Here is a 22370-nt window from a genome sequence, read left to right on the forward strand (position 1 = left end):
TGAGTTTAAAATTTAACGTTTAATCCAACTGTAAAAACTTTCATCATCGGGTAGTTGGCCTCGCTGCCCCTTGTTTCGGGATCAAAGTATTTCATCTTACTCAGTGTAATTGCATTTTGGGCATTCACGAAAACACGGAGATTACTTACTCCCAGTTTTTTAACAAGCACCGGATTGAAGTTATATCCAAGTTGTACGTACTTGACTCTCAAAAATGCGGCGTTGGTCAGCCAGTAATCAGCCGGAAGCACATTGTTGCCGGGAGCAGGTGCGAGTCTTGGAAACATGGCATTTGGATTCTGCGGTGTCCAGTAATCCGTTTGAAATTGCATCGGCGTTCCTCCGTCGAAATTAGAAGTGACATTCAGCGGCGTTTGGTAACGTCCGGTATAGTAGGCGAGGCTCTTTGTGAAGCCATTGATCTGGGTTTCGAGCGAGAACCGCTTGTATACAAAGTTCAGGTTTGTAAAATAGCTGCCCTGTGGATTCGGATTGCCGGATATTACTTTGTCGGCTTTGTCTATTTTTTTATCGCCGTTGATATCAATGTATTTAATATCGCCGATTTGTTGTCCCGGTAAAAGGGTGGCACCGCCGTCAATGTCTTTTTGGGTAAGCAGGCCATCCGTTTTGTATAAATAATAGCTGTTGACCGGATGACCAATTTGATTAATGTCGACGCCACTGCCACCGATATAAGGTCCGCCGCGGAGCGACAAAATTTTGTTGCTGTAATAAGAGTAACCGACGCTGGCACTCATTTCCAGGTCTTTGCTGAATGTTTTCGAATAATTCAGCATAATTTCCCAACCCTTATTGGATACGGAACCGGAGTTAATCGGAAGGGTGGCTACCCCGGATGAAAGTGACAGGGGCGGTGTGAGCAGGATATTATCCGTTGTTTTGCTAAACCAGTCGATGGTGAGGCCCAGGTTTTGAAACAATCTGATGTCGGTTCCGATGTCGAGCATTTTGACAGTTTCCCAGGTGATAGCCGGGTTTCCGATCGAAGTTTCATTACCGTTTCCTCCATCGATCAGACTTTGATAACGGTAAAGCTCTCTGACGTCGTCGTTTCTCCCGTTGTTGCCCATCAGTCCATAAGACGCTCTTAATTTGAAACTGGTGACAGCCCTTACGTCTTTCAGGAAATTTTCATTGTGCACATTCCAGCCCACTGCAACTGACGGAAACGTTCCCCACTTATGACCGGGGCCGAATTTGGAAGATCCGTCAGTCCTGACGGTGCTTTCAAGGAGGTATTTATTGTTGAAAACATAATTAAATTTCACAAAATAGGATGCAAGGTTTGCCTGATCAAAATTGGAAATAAAATTTGCTTCACGTGAGAGTCCGCCAATGGCATAGATAAAATGCTTTCCGTAGGTTTGGGAAAATTCGAGGTTGGAAGAGAGGTAGTTATAGGTGGCCCTTCCGATAGTGGATTCTTTGATATTACCATAGGTGAAAACGAGGTTTCCCGTATAATAATCCAGGAAATTGTAAGAATCCCGGTTTCTTAAACCGCCCTCCGAAGTGACACGGTAAAGGTATTGTCCCCTTAGCTTCAATTCTGGTGTGATCTGCCAGACAGGCTGAAAATTAATATTGATCTGGTCTCTCTTGTTCTGTGCATAACCGCCTTTTTCTAACTCAGCCATCGGATTCATCATTTCTCCAAAATTTCCATAGGCCTGATACCCGTCATCTTTCAACGGATATTTAGGAACAATGTTCGGAGGGGTTGTATAAACCAGGTGGAGGGAATTTCCGAACCTTACCAGCTCAGACCGGTTTCTGCTTCTTGTTGCCACTAAGTCCAGCAGCATGGAAACGTTTTTGGTTAAGGTAACCCCCGTATTCGCCCGGAATGAAAATCTTTCGAAATCGCGTTTAGGTGTCAGTCCGTCCTGATACAGATAGTTGCCGCTCACAGCAAATCGCGCCAGGTCATTTCCGCCTGAAATGCTCACCGAATGACTTTGGATCACCGGATTTTTCTTCAACATCAGTTTAGACCAGTTTGTATTTGGATAGTTGACGGGGTCGGAGCCTTCGATCGTTTTCTGAATGGTTGTTTCGCTGTAAGGCTCCAAACCACCGATGTTGGCGTATGCCTCATTTACCATGGTCATATACTTGGGCGCATCCACAAATTTGGGAAGATAAGTTGCGTTCTGAACGCCGCCATAACCATCATAAGTAACGGACAATTTGCCCGGGATACCTCTTTTGGTAGTGACCAGGATGACACCATTCGCTGCTCTTGCACCATAAATTGAAGCTGCTGCGGCATCTTTTAAAACCGTAATACTTTCTACCGTTGTAGGGTCCACGGAATTGATATCGAAGGGCACGCCATCTACCAGGACAAGCGGGGAAGTGCCACCGATGGTGGAAATTCCGCGAATCAGGATATTGGAACGATCCTCACCGGCCATCCCGCTCCCCTGCATGACGGTGAGCCCTGTTACACCACCTTGCAATGCCTGCGATAACTGTGTGATCGGCTTGTTGGCAATGGCCGCCTTTACATCCAGTTTTCCAATAGAATTAGCCAGGTTCCGTGCTTTTTGTTCCGAATAGCCTGTAACCACTACCTCATTCAAAGCTGTATTCTGCTCGGCAAGCGAGATAACCATATTTTTCGTTCCGGATACTACGATTTCTTTTGCATCCAGACCAATAAATGTGAAAATAAGCACTTCCCCTTTTCTGACCGGAATCTCGAAATTTCCATTAGGGTCGGTCGTTACACCGCGGTCCGTGTTTTTAACCTGAATTGTTACCCCAGGCAATGCAACCGGTGGCTCGTTGCTATCGAATACCTGCCCCTTGATCATAAAACTGCTGTCCGGTAGCGTGGACAAGTTCTGTTTTGGTTTATCCAGTGGTTTTGTAACAGCCGTTTTTACCGGACCTCGTTTGAGAAGGATCGTATTTTTGTTTGATAGTTTGTAGGTAATTCCAAGTGGATCTAAAATGTCTTTCAGGATCGATTCCAACCGGTTATTCTGATCGCGCACCGAAACTTTACGGTCAGCATCGATCATTTTATGGCTGTAAATAAACCGTACATTTACCTGCTTTTCGATTTTTTCAAGTACCTGATCAAGTGTTACGTCAGTAACTATGATAGATATACGTTGATCCAGGATATTTTGTTTGTCAGGTCCTTTGGCAAAAATTGGCCCAACGAACAGGAAGATGAGTATAATTTGGGCAATCAAGGTCCTTGTAAGGCGAACCAATGCCTTCGTTTTTTGTCGACTTTTTTGCATAATTTTGAATTAGGTTTTGTGTTCTTTTAATAGCAGAGTTGCAAACCCTCTCCATGGCCATTTCAAGTGAACCCGGTGTACGAAACCGGATTGCGAAGACCGCGTTGGAGATGTAGTTTTGGCCGGTGATGTTAAAGCATTACCGGCTTTTTGTTTGTAAATATTCTATTTCATCGCGCGCTTTGGTTAAGTTATTGCTCATTGATTTTATTTTTCGCAGCCGTCGGAATAGACTGAAATCGCATTATTTTTCATTTCAAATCTTGCATTCAGCACATCACAGATCATTTCCAGTTTTTCCCTAATAGGTTCGTCACCCAGTCTCGCCGTGATGTTACATTCAGAAGTAATCTGCTTGTCAAAATTGATATGTACACCATACGCGAGTTCCAGCGTCCTGAAAACATCTTTTACCGGTGTCTTTTTGAATGTAAAATATTGAGATTCAATCGGAAGGTTAATCAGTACCGGTTCTGCTACATTTCGTTTTTCCAGGGCATTACTTTCCCGGTTGAGCGTGACAAGCTGATTAGGATTCAGTGTCAAATGATTCGTTTTTGATTCCTTTCCTGAATTCTTTACCGAAATTTCCACTACCCCGGTTTTAACAACGAGCTGCACCTGCTTCTCTGCTGCGTTGGCTTTAATGCTGAAACTGGTTCCCGTAACTTTCGTCACCATTTCTCCTGAATGAATGTAAAAAGGTTTGTCCGGATTTTTTTGAACTTCAAAAAATGCCTCTCCCAACATAACCACTTCCCGTTTATCGGCTGAAAACACATCAGGATAGCTGATCCGGGCCTCCTTTTTGAGAATTACAGAACTGCCATCGGGTAAGGTAACCAGTTTCACTTTTTCATCGGTATTGACTACCTCGGTAATGGCCACGTTTCCCGATAGGGACAGCACCGCATTGTAAGGCGTTGTGGAAGTGTGTTTCCAGTAATATCCTGCAAAACCCAGCGTAAGCAGTAAAACGGCCGCAGCCTGAAACCACCTTCCGCGCCACCATGATCTGGTTTGTGCTTCCTGAGAAATATAGTCAAGCAATTTTGATTTTCTTGAAGCCAGTTCTTCCTCCGAAACGTCGTCAAGTTCTCCCCGGACCATTCGTAAAATATCTCTGGCCTGTTCTATGTTTTCAGCCTGAGAAGGTGTGTTCTCAAGGATTGAAAGCCAAAAAGAATTCTGTTCACCTTTGTAAACCCATTTACGAAATCCCGGATCATCGATCCAGTCTCTTACCTCGAAGTTCTTATAATTATTCATGGAATTGTTTAAAATAGTTACTTCTGACACGATGAGTGAGCAGTTGCTATTTCATACCCATGGATTATGAAAAAAAACGAAAAAAAAATTTAATGATATAGAATGACCTTCTCAGATGATGAAATCGATGATCATGGTCAGCAGAATTGTTTTGTATTTCCAGTATTCCCGCAATTTCAGAATACCATAATGCAGATAATTAGCAACCGCCTGTCGCTGCAATCCCATGATTGCCGCAATTTCCTCATGTGAAAGATCTTCGTAATATTTCAGATACAATGCCTCCCGCTGTCTTTTTGGGAGCAGTTCAATCCCGTTTGTAAGGCGGCTGCTGTTTAGCGCCTCGGTTTCATCTGTGATCCAGATTAATTCGGGGCTACTGTCATTTGAAACCAGCTCCTCATTTGCTGAAAGATCAGAAAACCTGGATTGTTTTTTGAGACGGGCAATCAGATTGTTTCTTAAAGATTGGAAGAGATAAGGTTTGATGGAAATGATGTGATCCAGCTTTTCCCTCTTTTCCCAGATTTCGAGAAACAGATCCTGGATGCAATCTTTGATAAGGCCTTTGTCCGGCGAAAACCGGGTCCCGTAGTGATACAGGGAAGTGAAGTTATGATCCACCAGATCTCCAAAGGCGTTTTTATCCCCTGCGCAGAATTGTAACCAGCGCTCGGACAAATAATTATCATGTAAATATTCTTTTTGTTTCACGCAAACCCGGGACAAAATTTCGCATCGATTTGTTAAAACTTGCTTTACATTATGCAAATATTTCTTGCAATCGGAATGTAAATAAGCAGTTTCACTTTTTCGTAACTGTCCTGCACTGTCTGGGTTTAGAAAAAAAAGCTTTTCTTATCAGTGCTTCCTATTCTTCTTAATGTGGGCAACTTTGGAATTTTAGGATGTAATAAGACAGTATTTGACAACCGTGGTCCGTACTTTCAAACGAATCCCGATTTATTCAACGCTTAGTAGTAAAACATACAATCTGCGGTCTTCCATATCTTAGTGGTACAGAGATTCTGATTTTGCAGCATATGTTATTGATTTAATAGCATGCCGGAGCGACCTCTATTCATCAGCCTTTGTATATTTACGCGTTGATTTAAACTGAACCCATATGCCCGAAAAAGCCAATGATGGCGTGAAGGGGCCGCCAGGAATATTGAGCCTGCTGGTACCCTACAAAGGATTGATCGTCTTATTGCTGCTCTTCGCCTTGCTTAGCAACGGAATTAACCTGTGGCTGCCCAAGATTATTGCTGATGGAATCGATGCTTACATGCACAAGCGTTTCGATCTCAGGAACACATTAATTGAATTTTCCATCGCGGTGATTTTAATCTTTGTATTCGGGTATCTGCAAAGTATTATTCAGGTCTATGCGTCGGAAAAAGTGGCTAGGGATCTGCGTACCCGATTGTCGGACAAAATTTCGCGTCAAAGTCATGCTTTTATTGAAAAGGCGAATCCCGCCAAATTATTGACTAATCTGACGGCCGATACGGATTCTATCAAGCTCTTTGTGTCTCAGGCAATCGTGTCAATTGTATCGTCTGTGTTCATTATCATTGGGGCCAGTATTCTTTTGTTGAGCATCAACTGGAAACTGGGGTTGACAGTTATCGCCATTATCCCCATTATCGGGGGCACTTTTTTTCTGACTTTACGAAAAGTCCGTTCGCTGTTTGTGCAAAGCCGGGAGGTGATCGACTGGCTTAACAAGGTTATTAACGAGAGCATTCTGGGTGCCGCATTAATCCGGGTTGTCAACTCGCAACATTTGGAGTATGCCAAGTTTCTTGAAGCCAATACCAAAGCCAGGAGCCTTGGATTAGCTATTTTAGGACTTTTTGCGGCACTTATCCCCGTTATAACTTTTACTGCCAACCTTTCCATGCTGACTATTCTGGTATTGGGTGGGCATTTCGTCATAGACGGCACGATGACGCTGGGAAGTTTTGCGGCATTTAATAGTTATCTGTCGATACTGATTTTTCCAATCCTGGTGATAGGTTTTATGAGCAATGTGATCGCCCAGTCAACCGCCTCTTTTCAACGGATCTCCATGGTATTGAATGCGCCGGATGAAGAAAAAAAAGGAAACGCCGGCGATATTCTGAAAGGTGATATTGATTTGAAAAATGTGTGGGTAAATTATGGTGAAAAACCTGCGCTTAAAGATGTTTCCATGTCCATCAAAGCGGGCTCAAAAATCGCGGTGATCGGTCCGACAGCGGCGGGTAAAACACAGCTGTTGTATCTGTTAACGGGATTGATTGGCGCGCAGAAAGGTGTGGTTATGTTCGATGGAAAACCTATCGATTATTATGATAGCGACTCGTTTCATCAGCAGGTGGGGTTTGTTTTTCAGGACAGCATTATTTTTAACATGAGCATACGGGAAAACATTGGATTTAGTACCACAGTAACTGACGAATCGCTCCGGAAAGCCATTGAGACGGCCGAGTTAACGTCCTTTATTGAAAGTTTGCCTGAAAAGCTGGATACCATTGTTTCTGAAAGAGGAGCGAGTTTGTCGGGTGGACAAAAACAGCGCATCATGCTGGCCAGGGCATTGGCGGTTAACCCGAAAGTATTGTTGCTGGACGATTTTACGGCCCGTGTGGATTCCAGTACGGAAAAGAAGATCCTGTCCAATGTGGAAAGAAATTATCCCGGAATCACATTGATTTCGGTAACACAAAAAATAGCAGCGATTGAGCATTATGATCAGATTATTCTATTGATGGAAGGTGAAGTGATAGGGAGTGGCAGGCACGAAGACCTGATGGCCAGCAGCCCCGAATATGTTCAGATTTTCAATTCACAACAAAGCACCAGCAACTATGAATTACGATCTTAATTCGTCTTCCGGGCAGGAGAAAACGTCGATTTACAAAGCACTCAAAACACTTTCAAAGCTGATCGCTCACGAACGCGGAAAGCTGGCGCTGGCCCTTGTCGCGATTATTCTTAATACTGCTGTTAACTTGTTTGGCCCCCTGCTGATCGGGCAGGCAATTGATAAGTATGTGGTGACAAAACAGTTTCACGGACTGTTGCTTTTTGGAGGAATATTGTTGGCTATGTACTTGCTTGGACTGGTCACGGCTTTTCTGCAAACAAAGTTGATGGGAGGGGTTGGTCAGCGGCTTCTGTTTACACTGCGTAACGCGATTTTCAATAAACTGCAACAATTGCCTGTCGCTTTTTTCAATCAGAACAAGGCCGGTGATCTGATATCAAGGGTCAATAACGACACCGACAAGCTGAACCAGTTTTTTTCACAATCGCTGATGCAGTTTGTGGGCAGTATCTTCACGATGTTGGGGGCGGGAATATTTTTGCTTTTGATTAATGTTAAGCTTGGTGCTGCCGCGCTGTTACCTGCGGTATTGATCCTGTTGTTTACCATTGCTTTATCACCATCGGTTAAAAGTGCCAATGCCAAAAACCTTAAAAGTACTGGTACGCTAAGTGCCGAAATTCAGGAGAGCCTGAGTAATTTCAAAGTCGTAATCGCGTTCAACCGTCGGGATTATTTCAGGCAGCGTTTCCATGCGGCTAACCTTGATAACTATCGGCTGGCAACCCGGGCAGGGCTGGCCAATAATATATTTATGCCGGTTTACAGTCTGTTTTCTAATATTGCGCAGCTGATTGTGCTAACCTATGGCATTTATCTGATCAGTACGGGAGAGTTCAGCGTCGGTTTGCTGGTGAGTTATTTGGCCTACGCGCTAAATTTTTATAATCCGTTAAGACAATTGGCAACGTTATGGGCTAGTTTTCAGGTGGCGATGGCAGGGTGGGACCGGGTTTCACAGATTCTTTCCATGGAGACAGATCTGAACGTTATAACGGAAACAGAAACGATATCGAATCCAAGTTTGCTGGAATTTAAAAATGTGTTTTTTGGGTATGATAAAGGCAACATATTACACCACGTGAGCTTCAAACTGGAACAGGGGAAAACTTATGCATTAATCGGACCGACGGGTGGTGGCAAAACCACTACTGCATCGCTGATTGCACGTTTGTATGATCCGCAGCAGGGAACTATTCTCTTGCATGGCAAAGATATCCGAAGTTATACACCAGCCGAACGCAGTCAGAAAATTGGATTTATCTTGCAAGAGCCATTCCTGTTCAGTGGCACGATCCGCGAAAACATACTCTACGGTAATGAACAGTTGAAAGATTATTCCAACGAAAAACTGGAACAGTTTATTAACGGGGCGAATTTAGGTGAGATTCTTGCACTGTTTGAAGATGGATTGGAAACGGTGGTTAATTCGGCTGGGGAAAGTATCAGTTTGGGGCAGAAACAGCTGATCGCATTCATGCGTGCCGTTCTGCGCAGTCCCGAAATATTGATTCTTGACGAAGCTACTGCCAACATCGACACCGTTACAGAAAAAATGCTTGAAAAGATTTTAAAGCAGCTCCCTGAATCGACCACTCAGGTAATTATCGCGCACAGGCTGAATACCATCGAAAATGCAGACGAAATATTTTTTGTCAATTCCGGAGAAGTCAATCGCGCCGGGTCGCTCAGTGAGGCGATGCACATGTTGCTGAAAGATAAGAGAACCAGTTAGTTGTGGTTAAAGTGTGGTCTAAAAAAAAACGAGACATCTGATCATCGGAGATTTTGTAAGAAAAAAGTTCAAAAGCATAATTTGTTGTTATGTGAAAAACAAAATTTAGCTACGCGATATGGCATTTGCGTAAAACAATTCGATTTACGTACACTTGGTTGGTGTTGTCTTTTCACATACCAGGTTTGTTGATCGAATAACAGATAATCGAACTTCATGAATTTGTTACAATCCACCATGGACAGAACACGAACGGCATTTTTGTTGGTCTTAACGAAATCTTCATCGTGGAAGGTTTTGTCAGGAATGGAAGATTGCATTTTCGTTTAGCTTTTATATAAATAGAGATCAAAGAAAAGTTCTTGTCAACAAATGAGTTTTTCGTAGACACTGGCATTAGCCTTTCACCGCAAGCTCATCCGCCAAAAAATACGGATCCGCCTTGAATTTTTGCCAATCGGCGAGCAACTGTGTTTTAACTGATCTGAAAATGTTTAATTGCTCATCATTCAGATTGATTTGCGGATCGAAACTGGCGTCGGTTTGCTGTTTTTTCAGGGTTTCTTCCAGGGCGAGGATGTGTTCGAGTAGTTTGGCGCAGGTGGTGAACTGGCCACAGGCGATTACGTCCCGCATGCGTTTGTTTTTCACATCCGTTTCGTCGAACCAAAGTGTAGTGGCCATGGTGCGGGCACTCTCAGCCACTTTATTCAGCATGGCACAATCATCGGTAAGGAGGGCTACGATCGGGTTAACCGTCCCGATGTTATCAGCCGTTTGTTTATTTTTCTGGAATTTGGCCCTGATGCTTTTGTTGCGGCTTTCAATATTCAGTGTGCTCAGTTCATAGATCACATTGAAGATCCGGCGGTTTTGCCATGTTTTCTCACCATAAAAAGCGCCATAAAATATATCAAAAATGAGCCGGCGGGTTTGTTTCAGGTTGACATCCAATACCATACTGAGCATCGAATTTACTCTCGCTTTGAGCATTTGCTCTAAAACACCGGTTGGCGTTTTTTGTAAATATTTCACGAGTCCGCCAAGGGTGTTATCCGAGAAGTTTCTGAACGCGGGCACCGTTTTTTTGAGCAGCTCAGCCGTTTGTTCTTCTGGCAGACTCAGCGAAGCAGGCAACAACGATTTGATGGGGTTTCCGAAAATCAGTCGCTTCACCGCGAAAATCCCAGCGGTTGTGATCGAAAACGTTGTTGTGAGTACAATCGCAAGGTTATGAAGCGAACCCTGTCCGGATTGCGTGAGCATGAAAATCGAGGCTAGAAGAAGCACGACCGAACCGATCAATAGCCCGGAAATGACTTTGTTTTTTCCGGGTAAAAATGTTTTGACTGGCGTGTCCAGCAAAGCACTAACAGACTCTTTTCTGATCTCGCCGGCAGTGGAAATCTGTGGATCTTCATATGGATCCATAAAATAGCTGGCTACGTCAGTCACAAAAATCAGGTCAAAACCATTCGATGCATTATTGTTCCGTCTGCGTTTATCGGCAAGCATGGCGCTGTAAAGTCCCTGGTTATCGTCAACCCCGCCGTCCATAAGACCAACGTCGACGGCAGGTTTAAGCGCTTTGTTGTCGTAATCAGTTGTGACCAGAGCGTCGCGTAACGTTCCGGAATCCAGTCCCGGCCCATCGCCGTTAGCCGGGTAGGTGAAGTCCTTTGGCAGCATGATAGGTTCCAGCCCGGCCGGAAAACAGGAAGAGGCAGCCATGATGTCTCCGAGCCGCACCTTCCGGAGCGTGTTTGCTGAATTTGTATCCTTTTTGTCGAAGTAGACGTATTTATTCCCTGCGATGCCGCCCGTCCAGGGGTTGGTGGATGCCTGAAAACGGAATGATATGCCCCGGTAAAACTCAGTTGCGTTGAAACATACTTCGAGCGGACGGGCAACAGGCTGCTGTGTCTGAGGCCAGTACACGTCGAAAGTTTTATGGTCAAAAAGTTTTTCGTTATATATTTTCGAGAAAGCATTGATCAGATTCCTGGCTTTTTCGCCTTTCCATTGCTGCTCATCATTGAGCGTTTGCAGCACCTGGTCCAGTGAAACCTGACCAGTCATAAAGTCAAGAAGCTGATGATAAGTTTTGGGAAACGGGATGCCCAGCCTGACATGCATGGTGTACAGGATTCCAGCCAGACTGCCTCCGGATGCTGAGGACACAAATTGCACATTATCCAGAACCCGTCTGTCGGGTTGCTCTGCATCGGGATATCTGAGGTGGTGCAGATAACTCATCGTGCCCAGACTAAATGCACCGGCGCGAAAACCTCCGCCTGAAAGCGCCAGGGCCAGCTTTTGAAAGGGGGTGGTCAGAATAACAGATTCCAGCTGCGCGTTATCGCGGCTTTCGATGGCTTTTAGCAGGGACTTTTCGGAGTCAACTGCCGGATTTGGTTCATTTGACATGATCCTTTAAAGTTTAGGTTGCTTGTTGAGTAAATCTTTACAATTGTTTTCGGTCTGCTTCTTTACACGTTTCAAATGAAATGAAATGTTGAAAGCGAAAACCGGAGGCTTACGGAATGTCAATGGTCTGGTCATGGGAATATAAAGAGGGTATATGGTGCTTTAAGTCAAATTGTTGTTGTTTTTAATCGTTGCTTCCTGAGTAATTGACGGGCTTCTTATTATTCGGTAAAAACAAACCCCATTTTAGAGGAAAGAGAGCTTTGAAGATGAAAAATAATCTGCTGTTTTTGTCCAGCTACGAGATCTCAGTTGTCTTTGGTTTGAGTATAAATTTCCGGTTAACAAACCGTGTGCGGACAGGATAAGTAATGCAGTAAATTCAAACAAGACAGAGAAATGAAAAAATCAAAATCATTGGAAATGGAAGGCGGTAGTCGACCTGATAATCTCAATGGCAACGCTCCGATTGTGGTATTACATGATAAGGTTGCGTCTTATGAGCGGGAAAGAAAGATTTTGCTGGAATTGAGTGATGATATCACCAGGATCCGGGAGAAAAATGATCTGATTACCCTTTTTTCTTTACGGATAAAAAAACTGTTTTATTTCACGCATACCATCGTAACATTAATTGACCATGAAGCCCAAACTTATACACCTTTTCTGTTAGACCCCGAGGCATCACCGATCAGGAATCATGAGGATTATGCTGCGTTAACCCGCTCACATTTTTCTTTGAATGAGCCCTTTATACAACAGGTAGTCAACTCGGATGGCCCGGTTTTTTTTCGGCTGGAGGAGATTATGGACAAACCCGGAAGTCCGAAGTTTCTCAGGGCAAACCACGATGCCGGGATAAGGGAGATTTTGATGATGCCGCTTAAAAGCAAAAATAAGACAGTCGGATTTCTTCATATCTATTCTGATCAGGAGGGTAGTTTTTCTTCTGATTTTCAAAGTATTATCAATGGCGTGGCTCCGCAGATTTCAAGCGCGGTTTCGAATATTATTAAAAACGAAGATATTTCTTATAAGGAAAAAGTTAACGAAGTTTTGCTTTCACTGAGCAATGAAATGGTCACCGTCCGTGACAGAAAAGATCTTTTGAAGGTCATAAATTTTAGTCTCAAAAAACTGATTCCTTTCGCCCATAGCGTTATGACGGTCCTGGCAGAGAATGGCGAGACGTACAACGCATTCCTGACGGATGAGGACTCCCGGCTCAGAGCGTTTTCAAAATACAATGAAGCCATTTCTCATCCTTATCCGGTTCAGGATGGCATTTATGATGTGGCGATGCGCTCGGAAAAGCCACTTGTATTCAGGATGAAATCGTTTGATATGAGCCAGGCTCCGCTTTGGCTCAGACTGAATTTCAATGCCGGCGCGCGGGAAATGGTGATCAAGGTACTTCCCGATGAGGGAGCCGGGAAGCACAGTTTGATACTGTTTGCCAATACTGAAAATACCTTCAATGAAAAATCACTGGATATTATCGAGCGTATTGCCAGTCAGCTGTCAACCGCGGCGAATAACATTGCGGCCAATGAAAAACTGTTGGCCAAAGAGCGTGAGAAATCATTCTTGCTGGATTTTGGCCAGGATATTGCCGGTGTCAGAACAAAAGACGATCTGGAAAGGGCCATTTCCAGTGTGTTACAGCACGTGCTGAACATCAGACTTTCGATGATCCGGATTATTGAGGACGATGGTGTCACGTTAAGTCCGTACATGTATGATAAGGGCATGTTTTACAGAGAAGACCCGGTTTTTTTAGAGCTTGCCTCCAAGAATATTACCATTGATGAGTACCTCACGGCCAAAGTGCTCCGTAGTAAAGATCCGGTTATCTTCAACATTGCCGAGGAAGAGCGTAAGGGAAACAGCGCCAGGTATATCTATTTCTGGAAAAAAGTAGGCTTGAAAAATGCGTATGGCGCGCCGCTCAGGGTGGGAAATAAAAATGTAGGTACACTTTGGCTGCTAACCGATGAAGTAAATTACAACTTGCTTAAAGGCATCTGCGCGCAAATATCGATAGCCATTTCCAATATCCGGGCCAACGAAAAAGTGCTTTCTTATAAACAGATGCTCGAAGTTGAGAATGATCATCTGAAAGAGCAGATCAAAACGATCTATAACTTTTCGGAAATTGTCGGCAATGGTGCTGAAATGCAAAAGGTTTACCATCTCGTGTCACTGGTGGCCGGGTCAAAATCATCGGTGCTTTTGCTGGGGGAGACGGGCACGGGTAAGGAACTGATCGCACGTACCATTCATAACGCCTCACCCAGGAAAAATAGACTGATGATCAAAGTGAATTGTGCAGCGATGCCTGCGAACCTGATCGAAAGCGAATTGTTTGGCCATGAAAAGGGTGCTTTTACGGGTGCAACGGAGCGGAGAATTGGCAAATTTGAACTGGCCAATAACAGTACACTGTTTTTGGATGAGATCGGGGAAATGCCTCTGGAGGCGCAGGTCAAGCTATTAAGGGTGCTCCAAGAGAAAGAACTGGAAAGGGTAGGAGGGAAAACGACGATCAACGTGGATGTCAGAATTATTGCCGCTACAAACCGTGACCTGGAAGAAGAGGTTCGGGCTGGCAGGTTCCGGTCAGATCTTTTTTACAGGTTAAATGTGTTTCCGATCAATCTTCCTCCGTTGCGGGAACGTACCGAGGATATTGCATCGCTGGCCAATTTTTTCGTCGCGCGGTACAGCAAAAATGCAGGCAGAAAAGTAAACGCCATTGCCCCGAAAGTGATACAGGAATTAAAAAGTTATCTATGGCCGGGTAATGTGAGAGAACTCGAACACCTGATCGAAAGAAGTGTGCTGCTAACGCGTGAAAACGTTATTCGCGAAGTCCATTTGCCTAAAAACAAAACGGATTCGAAGAATGACGTGGTTGTTTTAGCGAGCAGAACGCTGGAAGAAATGGAGCGCTCATACATCATTGAAACAATTAAAAGATGCGGCGGAAAACTCTCGGGCAGTGGTGGGGCGGCCGAATATCTGGATATTCCGGCAACGACCCTGCACTCTAAAATTAAAAAGCTGGCCATACTGAAATCGGAATATTTTTAACGGTCTGATTGCCTGGTGGTGCACAATTGTAATCAGAAGTGCTGCTTTCGTTGTAAAATGTTGCGGTTCGAAACTTTGTAATTATCTTTAAATGTGGCTGTTGATATTATGTTTTGCAGAAGGAAGGTTAAATTACCTACGTACGTCATCACATCAGCAAACCTTTTAATCGAGTAGGGACAACGTAAAAAAAGAAGCGATGCATCCAAAAATGATATGGGCCAACCTGGCCGTAAGCGATTTAGAGCAGACAACAAAATTTTACACAGATCTGGGGTTTAAGGCCAATGGCACCCCCAATGGTCAGCTGACGAGCTTTGTTGTGGGAGAAATTGAATTTGTCATAAACTTTTTTTTGAAGGATGTGCTTCGGTCCAATATGAAAATAGAAATCGCGGATGCACAATCGGCGGCCGAGGTATTGTTTACACTTTCCGCCAAAAGTAAAGAAGAAGCAGACCAGTGGGCAGTGGAGGTAAAAAAAGCTGGCGGGAAAATGCTTTCGGAGCCGGAAGCATTTGGTGAAGGGTATTACGGTTTTATGTTTGCTGATCCGGACGGTCACCGGTTTAATGTGTTTTACATGAAGGGATTTTGATTGATTCGTTGAGAAAGGAATCTGAAAAAAATGCAGGACGGCTTATTGCGGAACATCGTTTCCTCAGTAAGCCGTCTTTCCTTTTCGTTTGAAGCCCGGGTTGGAAAAGTTATCGGTGTATTTTTCCAGTTGTAAAGCGATTAAATTTTGACTGTATTTAGTGTATCAGGGCGTCATTTGACTAGATACAGTGGAAATTAAAGATAGATATTGTGTGTAAATTGTTGTTTTGTAGTGGTTTAGCTATTTGGCACGCTGATTGCAATATTATTAACACATCCGGCCGACAATAACTGGTGATACAGATGGCTTGCCCGGTCAGGATTACCAAAAAATCCTTAATACAAAACAAAATTTACAACGCCGGCTTTAAACGGCCGCATTAACAACATCATTATGAAAATTGTAGTCATTGGCGGAAGTGGCCTGATCGGGTCCAAACTTGTTGCGAAACTTCAACATTTAGGGCATGAAGTCATAGCTGCTTCACCGGCATCCGGTGTAAATACGATCACAGGCGAAGGGCTGGCCGAGGCTCTGGAAGGAACTCAGGTGGTTGTGGACGTAGCCAATTCTCCCTCCTTTGAGGATAAGGCGGTTTTGGAATTTTTTGAAACATCCGGCCGCACTCTTCTGGCAGCGGAGGAAGTTGCCGGTGTAAAACATCATATTGCGCTGTCGGTTGTCGGCACGGATCGTCTTGCTGAAAGTGGTTATTTTCGCGGTAAAATTGCTCAGGAGAAATTGATCAAAGCATCTCCGATTCCGTACACAATCGTACATTCGACACAATTCTTTGAGTTTCTGGGCGGAATTGCGCAGTCTGGTACTCAGGGTGAGACCGTCCATCTTTCACCCGCTTTTGTACAGCCGATCGCTTCTGATGATGTCGCATCGGCCGTGGCTGAGGTTACGGTTGGTGCTCCGCTGAACGGAACTGTTGAAATTGCCGGTCCCGATCGTCTGCGTCTTTCAGAATTGGTGCAGCAATATCTCACTGAAATGAAAGATCCGCGTAAGGTAGTTTCCGACGTTCACGCACGTTATTTCGGTGCTGAACTTACAGATGACATGCTGGTTCCCGGTGCTAACCCACGCATTGGAAAAATCAATTTCGAAACCTGGTTCGCTGCTCAAAACAAAGTGACAGTATAGCGGTTACCGTTCCACGTTTCTTTTTTGCCAATACTTACTTTTTCTGCCCTTCTAAACGAAGATGACGGGTGTCAGCTTGTCGAGGCTGCTGTAAGAGGTGTGCACTTTCCACCCGTTCGTGCACGGAATCAACCAACGTCGACACGGTTTATCCGTGAAATTCCGATCAGCAACGCGACAGGATGATGGGCGAAATGGTGTGTGGCTATCCTTTGAAAACTTCGTAACAATTTGGCTGAATCAGTTTCTATGCCTTTTACGATTTGGTCTGATAAAGAGATACTCGTGCGTAATTTAAATCATAACAGGATGAACGAGTTTGTATTGATTTTTCACAAGAGTCATGCAGTAAGTGAAACGCTGGTTTCGGAAGAGGCGTTGCAAACCTATCTCAATCACTGGCAGGATTGGTATCGCGGTCTTGCCGCCCAGGACAAACTTGCCTGGCCGGTTCAGTACTGGGATCCGGTTGGGAAGGTTTTGACAGCCAACCATGTGATCAGGCAGGGGCCTTTCTCAAAGACGGATCGAATCATAGACGGATTAATCATTGTGAAAGCGAGTGATTATAACGAGGCAAAAGAAATCGCAAGTGGGTGCCCGATCCTGGATTGGGAAGGTGCAGTGGAAATCCACAGGGCGATTTCATACAAGTGAATCAATCAAGAAACCCGAGACACAATGAATGAGTACCTGTTAGTATTTCGGGGAGGACAGCAAATAAACGAGGGTAAGCCGTTGACGGGAAAAATCCGGGCTTATATGCAGGATTGGCAGCATTGGTTTGATCAGCTGGCCGCACGTGACATCCTCGTAAGGCCGGTTCAGCGACTGGATATTCCCGGTATGATCCTGCTTCCGAACAACAGCGCAGCTGGCGGATCTTATTCTGAAACACCGCAGTTGATTGAAGGACTTGTGATCATCAAGGCTGTCGATTACAACGCGGCACTGGAAGTGGCGGCCAGCTGTCCGATTTTAACGGTCGGCGGTTGTGTTGAAATACGGCTTGGAAACTAGTGAAACAATAGATTATCCTAAATCTTGAAACGATGTATACTATAAAACATGACTCCGAAAATGCGATTGAAGTGTTATCTGACCTTATTGGAATGATAGAGCGTTTTAACGATACGGACGATATTTTTCACGGGCAGGATGGTCAATTCCGGGTCGAGTCGCAGGGCATTGGGGAGTCCATACCCGGTGAGTTCTTTGAGAAATTCGGCATTCGCAGTCTGACATTGAATACTTTTCAGGGGCGCTTAAAACTTTCAAACGATATCTTTGGAAGCACCCGTCTGAACGATTCCGCCGAATACAAATGGCACGATTTCAGGACAGAGGCTGTCATCGAAGACCTGAAAGTACTTTTCAGAAATTGCCGGATTATCCCATTTGCAAACTGGTCCAGCGTTTATCGCGCTTCCGATCTCTGGTATGGGCTACTTTCCGATGTGATCAAACCGATTAACAAGCGGGACTTTGATTTTATTTTTTATCTGGGCGATCCTACCAAACGGCTGATATTCGAAGTGGATGAGATATTGGATATCATCAGCGAATTTTCCCTCTACGGCCGGGTGACCTTTGTCCTCGACGAAGGTGAGGCTGTTAAACTGTGGTCGCTGCTGAATGGCAAAGATCCTGAAACAGCGGCATCAGGCCTGGATCCCATGGCATTGAAGAATAAATATTTGTCGATTTTTAACACGATGAATGTTGAGCATCTGATCATTTACTCGGATCATAAGGCGATGCTGTTTTCAAAACAGCATCATTTCGAGATCGCCCGGAGAAAATCCGATACAGTCAGTGTGACCAATGATTTACGTGACAGCTTTTGTGCCGGTTATGGATTGGGTTTGCAAATGCGGCTTGAAATATCGCATTGCATTGGTTTAGGCGCGGCAGTGTCCGGGGCTTTTGAAGAACTTGGTGTTATGCCTGATAAAGAAGCGACGCTCTTGTATCTGCGAAAGTGGATCGCTGACCTGCAAAGCTCCGGTGATAATCCTCCGCATGATCTTATCCAGTGAACCGGCTTTTCAATTGCGCCAATGTAAAGCGATTCTTTTAAGTCTGTACCGATTTGGCCGGTGCTGAGCCAAACATTTACTTTTCACTTTGCAAAATATTTTATCATGAAATCTTTTCAGCTTACCATCCTGTCCGAAAAAGACGCGGACAAAGTTATGAGTGTACTTAACGGTCTGGCCATTGCGGGCCTGATCGAAATAACTGGCGATACGGCAGAGGCGGTAGCGCCAAACGTCGAGCAAACGGGAGAAATAATTGATGAGTCTGAACTTGCTCCTTATTATTCTGAACAGGAGATAAAAGAAATTCTTCATTTGTAAATCTAGCCGCACCCTCCGCCCTCAGATATCGATTTTGACCTATACATAAGTTTAAATAACAAATTCGATTTTCCTAACCTACGCGATAACCTGGCAGCAGGTATAAATAAAAATAAACATTCAAAAACATGCACGCAGGTAAATCCTATAAATTTTCAGAATTCCTGTTTTGGACCCGAAGAACGCTCTACGTTTTAATTATCATGGGCGTAGTACCGGTTTTTCTTTATCATAATCTGGGTTGGAAATGGCTGAATATTCCCTGGACAATCGTGGCGCTGCTTGGTACGGCCACAGCGTTTATTGTCGGATTTAAAAATACCCAGACCTACAACCGCACAGGAGAAGCCCAGCAAATATGGACGACCATTTTCAATCTCAGCCGGGCATGGGGACTTGTTTGCAGGGATTATCTCGATAACCCTGACTGGACAAGGCAGCTTGTTTACACGCATCTTGCCTGGCTTACGGCCCTTCGCTATCAAATGCGGGAGCACCGGGTTTGGGAAAGCACCACCCGGAAGCACAATGCTGAGTACCGGCGGTTATATTCTATCCCGGAAAAAGAAACCCCTCTGAAAAAGGAGCTTGCCAAATATCTCTCCGAAGAAGAGCTTACCTATATTCTTAAAACCGGCAACAAGGCAACACATATCATGGGATTGCAAAGCAGAACGCTTAAAAATCTTTATCAGGCCGAACAGATCGTGCTGCTGCAATTTGTTGAACTGGAACGGGCAATTAAAGAATTTTATGTGCAACAAGGAAAAGCAGAGCAAATAAAAGACGCTCCGTATCCGCGACAATATGCCATAATCAACACGTTATTTATACGGTTGTTCTGCTTTTTGCTTCCCTTTGGCTTGCTGAAAGAGTTTGAAAAACTAGATGAACTGGTGAGTGGATTCATGAAAGGGAATATGGTCTGGCTGGCGGTGCCGTTCAGCATCATGATCTCCTGGATGTATACGTCGCTCGAACAGGTTGGAGAAAGCACCGAAAATCCGTTCGAGGGAGGTGCAAACGATATTCCGATCTCCCAAATGTGCCGGAGCATGGAGATCGAGTTGAAGGAATTTCTGGGTGAAACAGATTTGCCGCCACAACTGCTGCCTCAGAATAATATCATTCTTTAAGTAGTGATCACTTTTATTAACCGTTGAAAGGCGTACTTGGACCGACATAATCATTGCTTTTGCAAGTGTTGGTCCACTCCAAGTTGCTCAACATTTCTTTCCGTTTATACTTTTTAAGTGTTGACATATCGTTAAGTTTTAAAAAGCATAATGCTGTTATAAACTAGCGCTGAGGGTTTTTATAACCTTTCAGCGCTGGTTTCTTTTTTATCTACCGTATTCCTGCGAAACTAAATCCGGGACATATCAATAAACAACCGAAGGGGATTGGAAAAAAATGCATGAGTTTGTTTGCCATCTCTTGCATTTTTACGACTAATCAGGTAGTCAAGGCTGGTTTGAGTAAGCCGGCCAATGATGTAATCTCTGGCGACGAATATTTTACCGAGTGGTTTTTGTAATCAACGTGAAAGCCGCTTTACGATTTCATCAATTGCCTGGTAAATCCTGTTAAACCTCCATCTCCCTGTGTCATGAAACGACTACTTTATTCCGTCATTTTTCTTCCTGCGACATTGACTTGCAGTACATTATTTCATGTTGCTTCCGCGCAGGTAGCACCTGCCCCGTCAAAAGTGGAAACTCTGACAGACAGTATACAAAGCAAACGCACACAGCGAAAAGAGCAACCTACGCCCGTGATCGGGGAGAAGTTACAAGGGAGTCAGCAGATCCAAAGTGATACCGTCATAGACAATGCTAAAAGAAAGATTAAGAGTTGGAATGCCGATATAAATCCGGGTGTGATCGACCAGGCTATGCCGGATAGTATTGTCAGGAAATTGTTGGATAAACATGACGTCGTGAATTCTTTTGAAATGCTGGAATTGATCAAAACAACCTTCGCCGGCAGGCTTAAAAAAAGTAATATTTACATTCCCAGGGACACTACAACGTATCAGACACTGGTTACCCTGGGCGCTTTGAAGGGGCAAAATACGATGTCGTTAGACTCATTACAAAAGATTCAGAGTTATGTGGCGCTTCAGGGATTGTACGAAGAACTGGCCAGATACATTCTTTTTAAGGAAGAACTGGCGAGTTTTAACCGTGGAATCGAGCACAATCTGGATCTGATTGCCAGACAATCGGATTTTATTTCGAGGAAGGAATTCTCCGAATACCGGTTTACGGAAACAAGCAGGCAGATACTGAAAGGGATTAATATCTATCATGACAATGATGTTTTTTGCCCGGTTATCAACAAAGACATGAATTATACCGGTGGTCTCAGGGTGGAGCTGACTACTGATCTGATCAAGATTAGGTTGCTTTCCAACACATTTCTTAGCGGGAAAGCATACCGGTTTGTCTCAAAAATTCCAGTAGTGAATTTTTTCTCAAAAGAGATACGGAGACTGAAAATAGACAACATCAGTTATCAGAGTATATTTTACGGGATAGAAGCATATACGCCTTATTTACGGTTTGACTCGGTAGGGACGGCGTTGCGTATGAACGGGAACCAGTATGCTCCGCTTGCAAAACTGGACAGAGATCATAGTTATCAGAATGACCGGCCCTTTGCCGGCATTGCCTACATCGGCAGGGCAAAGTACAGGATCAACGAAATGGGCACCGTCCGGGCGAGGGGTGAGTTTTCAATAGGTATTTTGGGAGGAAAGATCGGAGAATCTTTCCAGTCGGCGCTGCACCGGGATCTGACCATTGACTCACCGGCACCTATTGGCTGGGATAACCAGATTGCCGACGGAGGACGTCTTACAATCAATATGAGTCAGGCTATGGAGTTTATGCTTCTTTCCAGGGAAAATGATGTTTTTAAGAACATTGAAAATATAAAAGGTTACAAAGGAAGAACAAGTCTGAAGGATTGGATTAATGTTTATAGCACCATAGAAGGACGTATCGGGCAACAGATTACCTACGCTGGCGCGGGAGTCGGGTTTAGTAACCTTAATTTTAAGGAAAGAAGCGGCACGCAAATGATTAAAAACCGTCCCGGCAGAATTTACAATTTCATTTTTTCATTTGAGGTCAAATATCGCCGGGTTGTACATAACTCCATGCTGGAAGGTTTTGGGTGGTTTAAAACAAGAGAATTCGATAATGACGGCACTTCCGACGAGTCGCTTTCTAAATGGAAACTTGAAAAAAATGTAATAAATCGCAACATGATATTCACGGACTTGTTTGTAGGATTCCGGTCGATAAAAACCATGATATTTTTCAACGCAACGATAAACAGTAGAGAATTTTACGGAGAGAAAATTGATAACAATCGGGAAGGGCAGAAGAGCCAGCTTTTCAATACCCAAAAGATCTATGCATTTGGTCGAATCGGATTTAATTTTTTGATGTAGTTATTTTTTGTCTTTAGGAATTTGATAAGCAGATTTATTTTCTTAATCTTATGTCCTTGAATTGATATCGGGTTAAAATGCTAGTTTTGCGTTGCAATTTTGCTTGAAAATGGCTTA

15 protein-coding genes are annotated in these 22370 nt (G+C 44.1%); 11 read left to right on the forward strand and 4 right to left on the reverse strand.

The genetic code is table 11. The features are described from left to right. Nucleotides 1-5: 5 nt before the first annotated feature. The 3 genes from M1L62_RS15565 to M1L62_RS15575 form a co-directional block, all read right to left on the reverse strand. Complete coding sequence (locus tag M1L62_RS15565; RefSeq protein WP_254560524.1) at nucleotides 6-3281, reverse strand: TonB-dependent receptor; 3276 nt, start codon at nucleotides 3279-3281, stop codon at nucleotides 6-8. Nucleotides 3282-3488: 207 nt separating this feature from the next. Then, nucleotides 3489-4550, reverse strand: coding sequence for a FecR family protein (locus tag M1L62_RS15570; RefSeq protein WP_254560525.1), 1062 nt, complete (start codon nucleotides 4548-4550; stop codon nucleotides 3489-3491). 111 nt (nucleotides 4551-4661) lie between these two features. Further along, nucleotides 4662-5264 (reverse strand): RNA polymerase sigma factor, encoded by a 603-nt coding sequence (locus tag M1L62_RS15575; protein WP_254560526.1) that lies wholly within the window; start codon nucleotides 5262-5264, stop codon nucleotides 4662-4664. Between the two features lie 412 nt (nucleotides 5265-5676). Between M1L62_RS15575 and M1L62_RS15580 the strand changes: the two genes are divergently transcribed. Together M1L62_RS15580 and M1L62_RS15585 are read left to right on the forward strand one after the other, a co-directional pair. Beyond that, entirely contained in the window at nucleotides 5677-7422 is a 1746-nt protein-coding gene (locus M1L62_RS15580) for an ABC transporter ATP-binding protein (RefSeq protein WP_254560527.1), read from the forward strand. Next, nucleotides 7406-9160: an ABC transporter ATP-binding protein gene (locus tag M1L62_RS15585; protein ID WP_254560528.1), complete on the forward strand. Its 1755-nt coding sequence runs from the start codon at nucleotides 7406-7408 to the stop codon at nucleotides 9158-9160. The genes M1L62_RS15580 and M1L62_RS15585 overlap by 17 nt, the downstream gene beginning before the upstream one ends. A gap of 396 nt (nucleotides 9161-9556) precedes the next feature. On the opposite strand, the gene M1L62_RS15590 is transcribed toward M1L62_RS15585, so the two are convergent. After that, on the reverse strand, nucleotides 9557-11587 hold the full coding sequence (locus M1L62_RS15590; protein WP_254560529.1) for a patatin-like phospholipase family protein: 2031 nt from the start codon (nucleotides 11585-11587) through the stop codon (nucleotides 9557-9559). Nucleotides 11588-11986: 399 nt separating this feature from the next. Between M1L62_RS15590 and M1L62_RS15595 the strand changes: the two genes are divergently transcribed. The 9 genes from M1L62_RS15595 to M1L62_RS15635 all read left to right on the forward strand — a co-directional run bounded on the left by M1L62_RS15595 (nucleotide 11987) and on the right by M1L62_RS15635 (nucleotide 22253). Continuing rightward, the gene (locus tag M1L62_RS15595) at nucleotides 11987-14680 is read left to right on the forward strand and encodes a sigma-54-dependent Fis family transcriptional regulator (RefSeq protein WP_254560530.1); all 2694 of its coding nucleotides are present in this window, start codon (nucleotides 11987-11989) and stop codon (nucleotides 14678-14680) included. 199 nt (nucleotides 14681-14879) lie between these two features. Next, nucleotides 14880-15278, forward strand: coding sequence for a VOC family protein (locus M1L62_RS15600; protein WP_254560531.1), 399 nt, complete (start codon nucleotides 14880-14882; stop codon nucleotides 15276-15278). 396 nt (nucleotides 15279-15674) lie between these two features. Continuing rightward, complete coding sequence (locus M1L62_RS15605; protein ID WP_254560532.1) at nucleotides 15675-16433, forward strand: SDR family oxidoreductase; 759 nt, start codon at nucleotides 15675-15677, stop codon at nucleotides 16431-16433. A gap of 309 nt (nucleotides 16434-16742) precedes the next feature. Beyond that, nucleotides 16743-17090 (forward strand): YciI family protein, encoded by a 348-nt coding sequence (locus tag M1L62_RS15610; protein ID WP_254560533.1) that lies wholly within the window; start codon nucleotides 16743-16745, stop codon nucleotides 17088-17090. A gap of 24 nt (nucleotides 17091-17114) precedes the next feature. Continuing rightward, nucleotides 17115-17453 carry a YciI family protein gene (locus tag M1L62_RS15615; RefSeq protein WP_254560534.1) on the forward strand — a complete coding sequence of 113 codons (339 nt, stop codon included), beginning with the start codon at nucleotides 17115-17117 and terminating at the stop codon, nucleotides 17451-17453. 32 nt (nucleotides 17454-17485) lie between these two features. Then, complete coding sequence (locus tag M1L62_RS15620) at nucleotides 17486-18472, forward strand: hypothetical protein (RefSeq protein ID WP_254560535.1); 987 nt, start codon at nucleotides 17486-17488, stop codon at nucleotides 18470-18472. Nucleotides 18473-18577: 105 nt separating this feature from the next. Further along, entirely contained in the window at nucleotides 18578-18793 is a 216-nt protein-coding gene (locus M1L62_RS15625; RefSeq protein ID WP_254560536.1) for a hypothetical protein, read from the forward strand. A gap of 128 nt (nucleotides 18794-18921) precedes the next feature. Next, entirely contained in the window at nucleotides 18922-19929 is a 1008-nt protein-coding gene (locus M1L62_RS15630; protein ID WP_254560537.1) for a bestrophin family protein, read from the forward strand. 473 nt (nucleotides 19930-20402) lie between these two features. Continuing rightward, a complete protein-coding gene (locus M1L62_RS15635) occupies nucleotides 20403-22253 on the forward strand; it encodes a lipid A-modifier LpxR family protein (protein ID WP_254560538.1) in 1851 nt (616 codons plus the stop codon). Nucleotides 22254-22370 lie beyond the last annotated feature (117 nt).

Origin of the sequence: Dyadobacter diqingensis (genome assembly GCF_024220585.1) — a bacterium.
GTDB classification, from domain to species: Bacteria; Bacteroidota; Bacteroidia; order Cytophagales; family Spirosomataceae; genus Dyadobacter; species Dyadobacter diqingensis.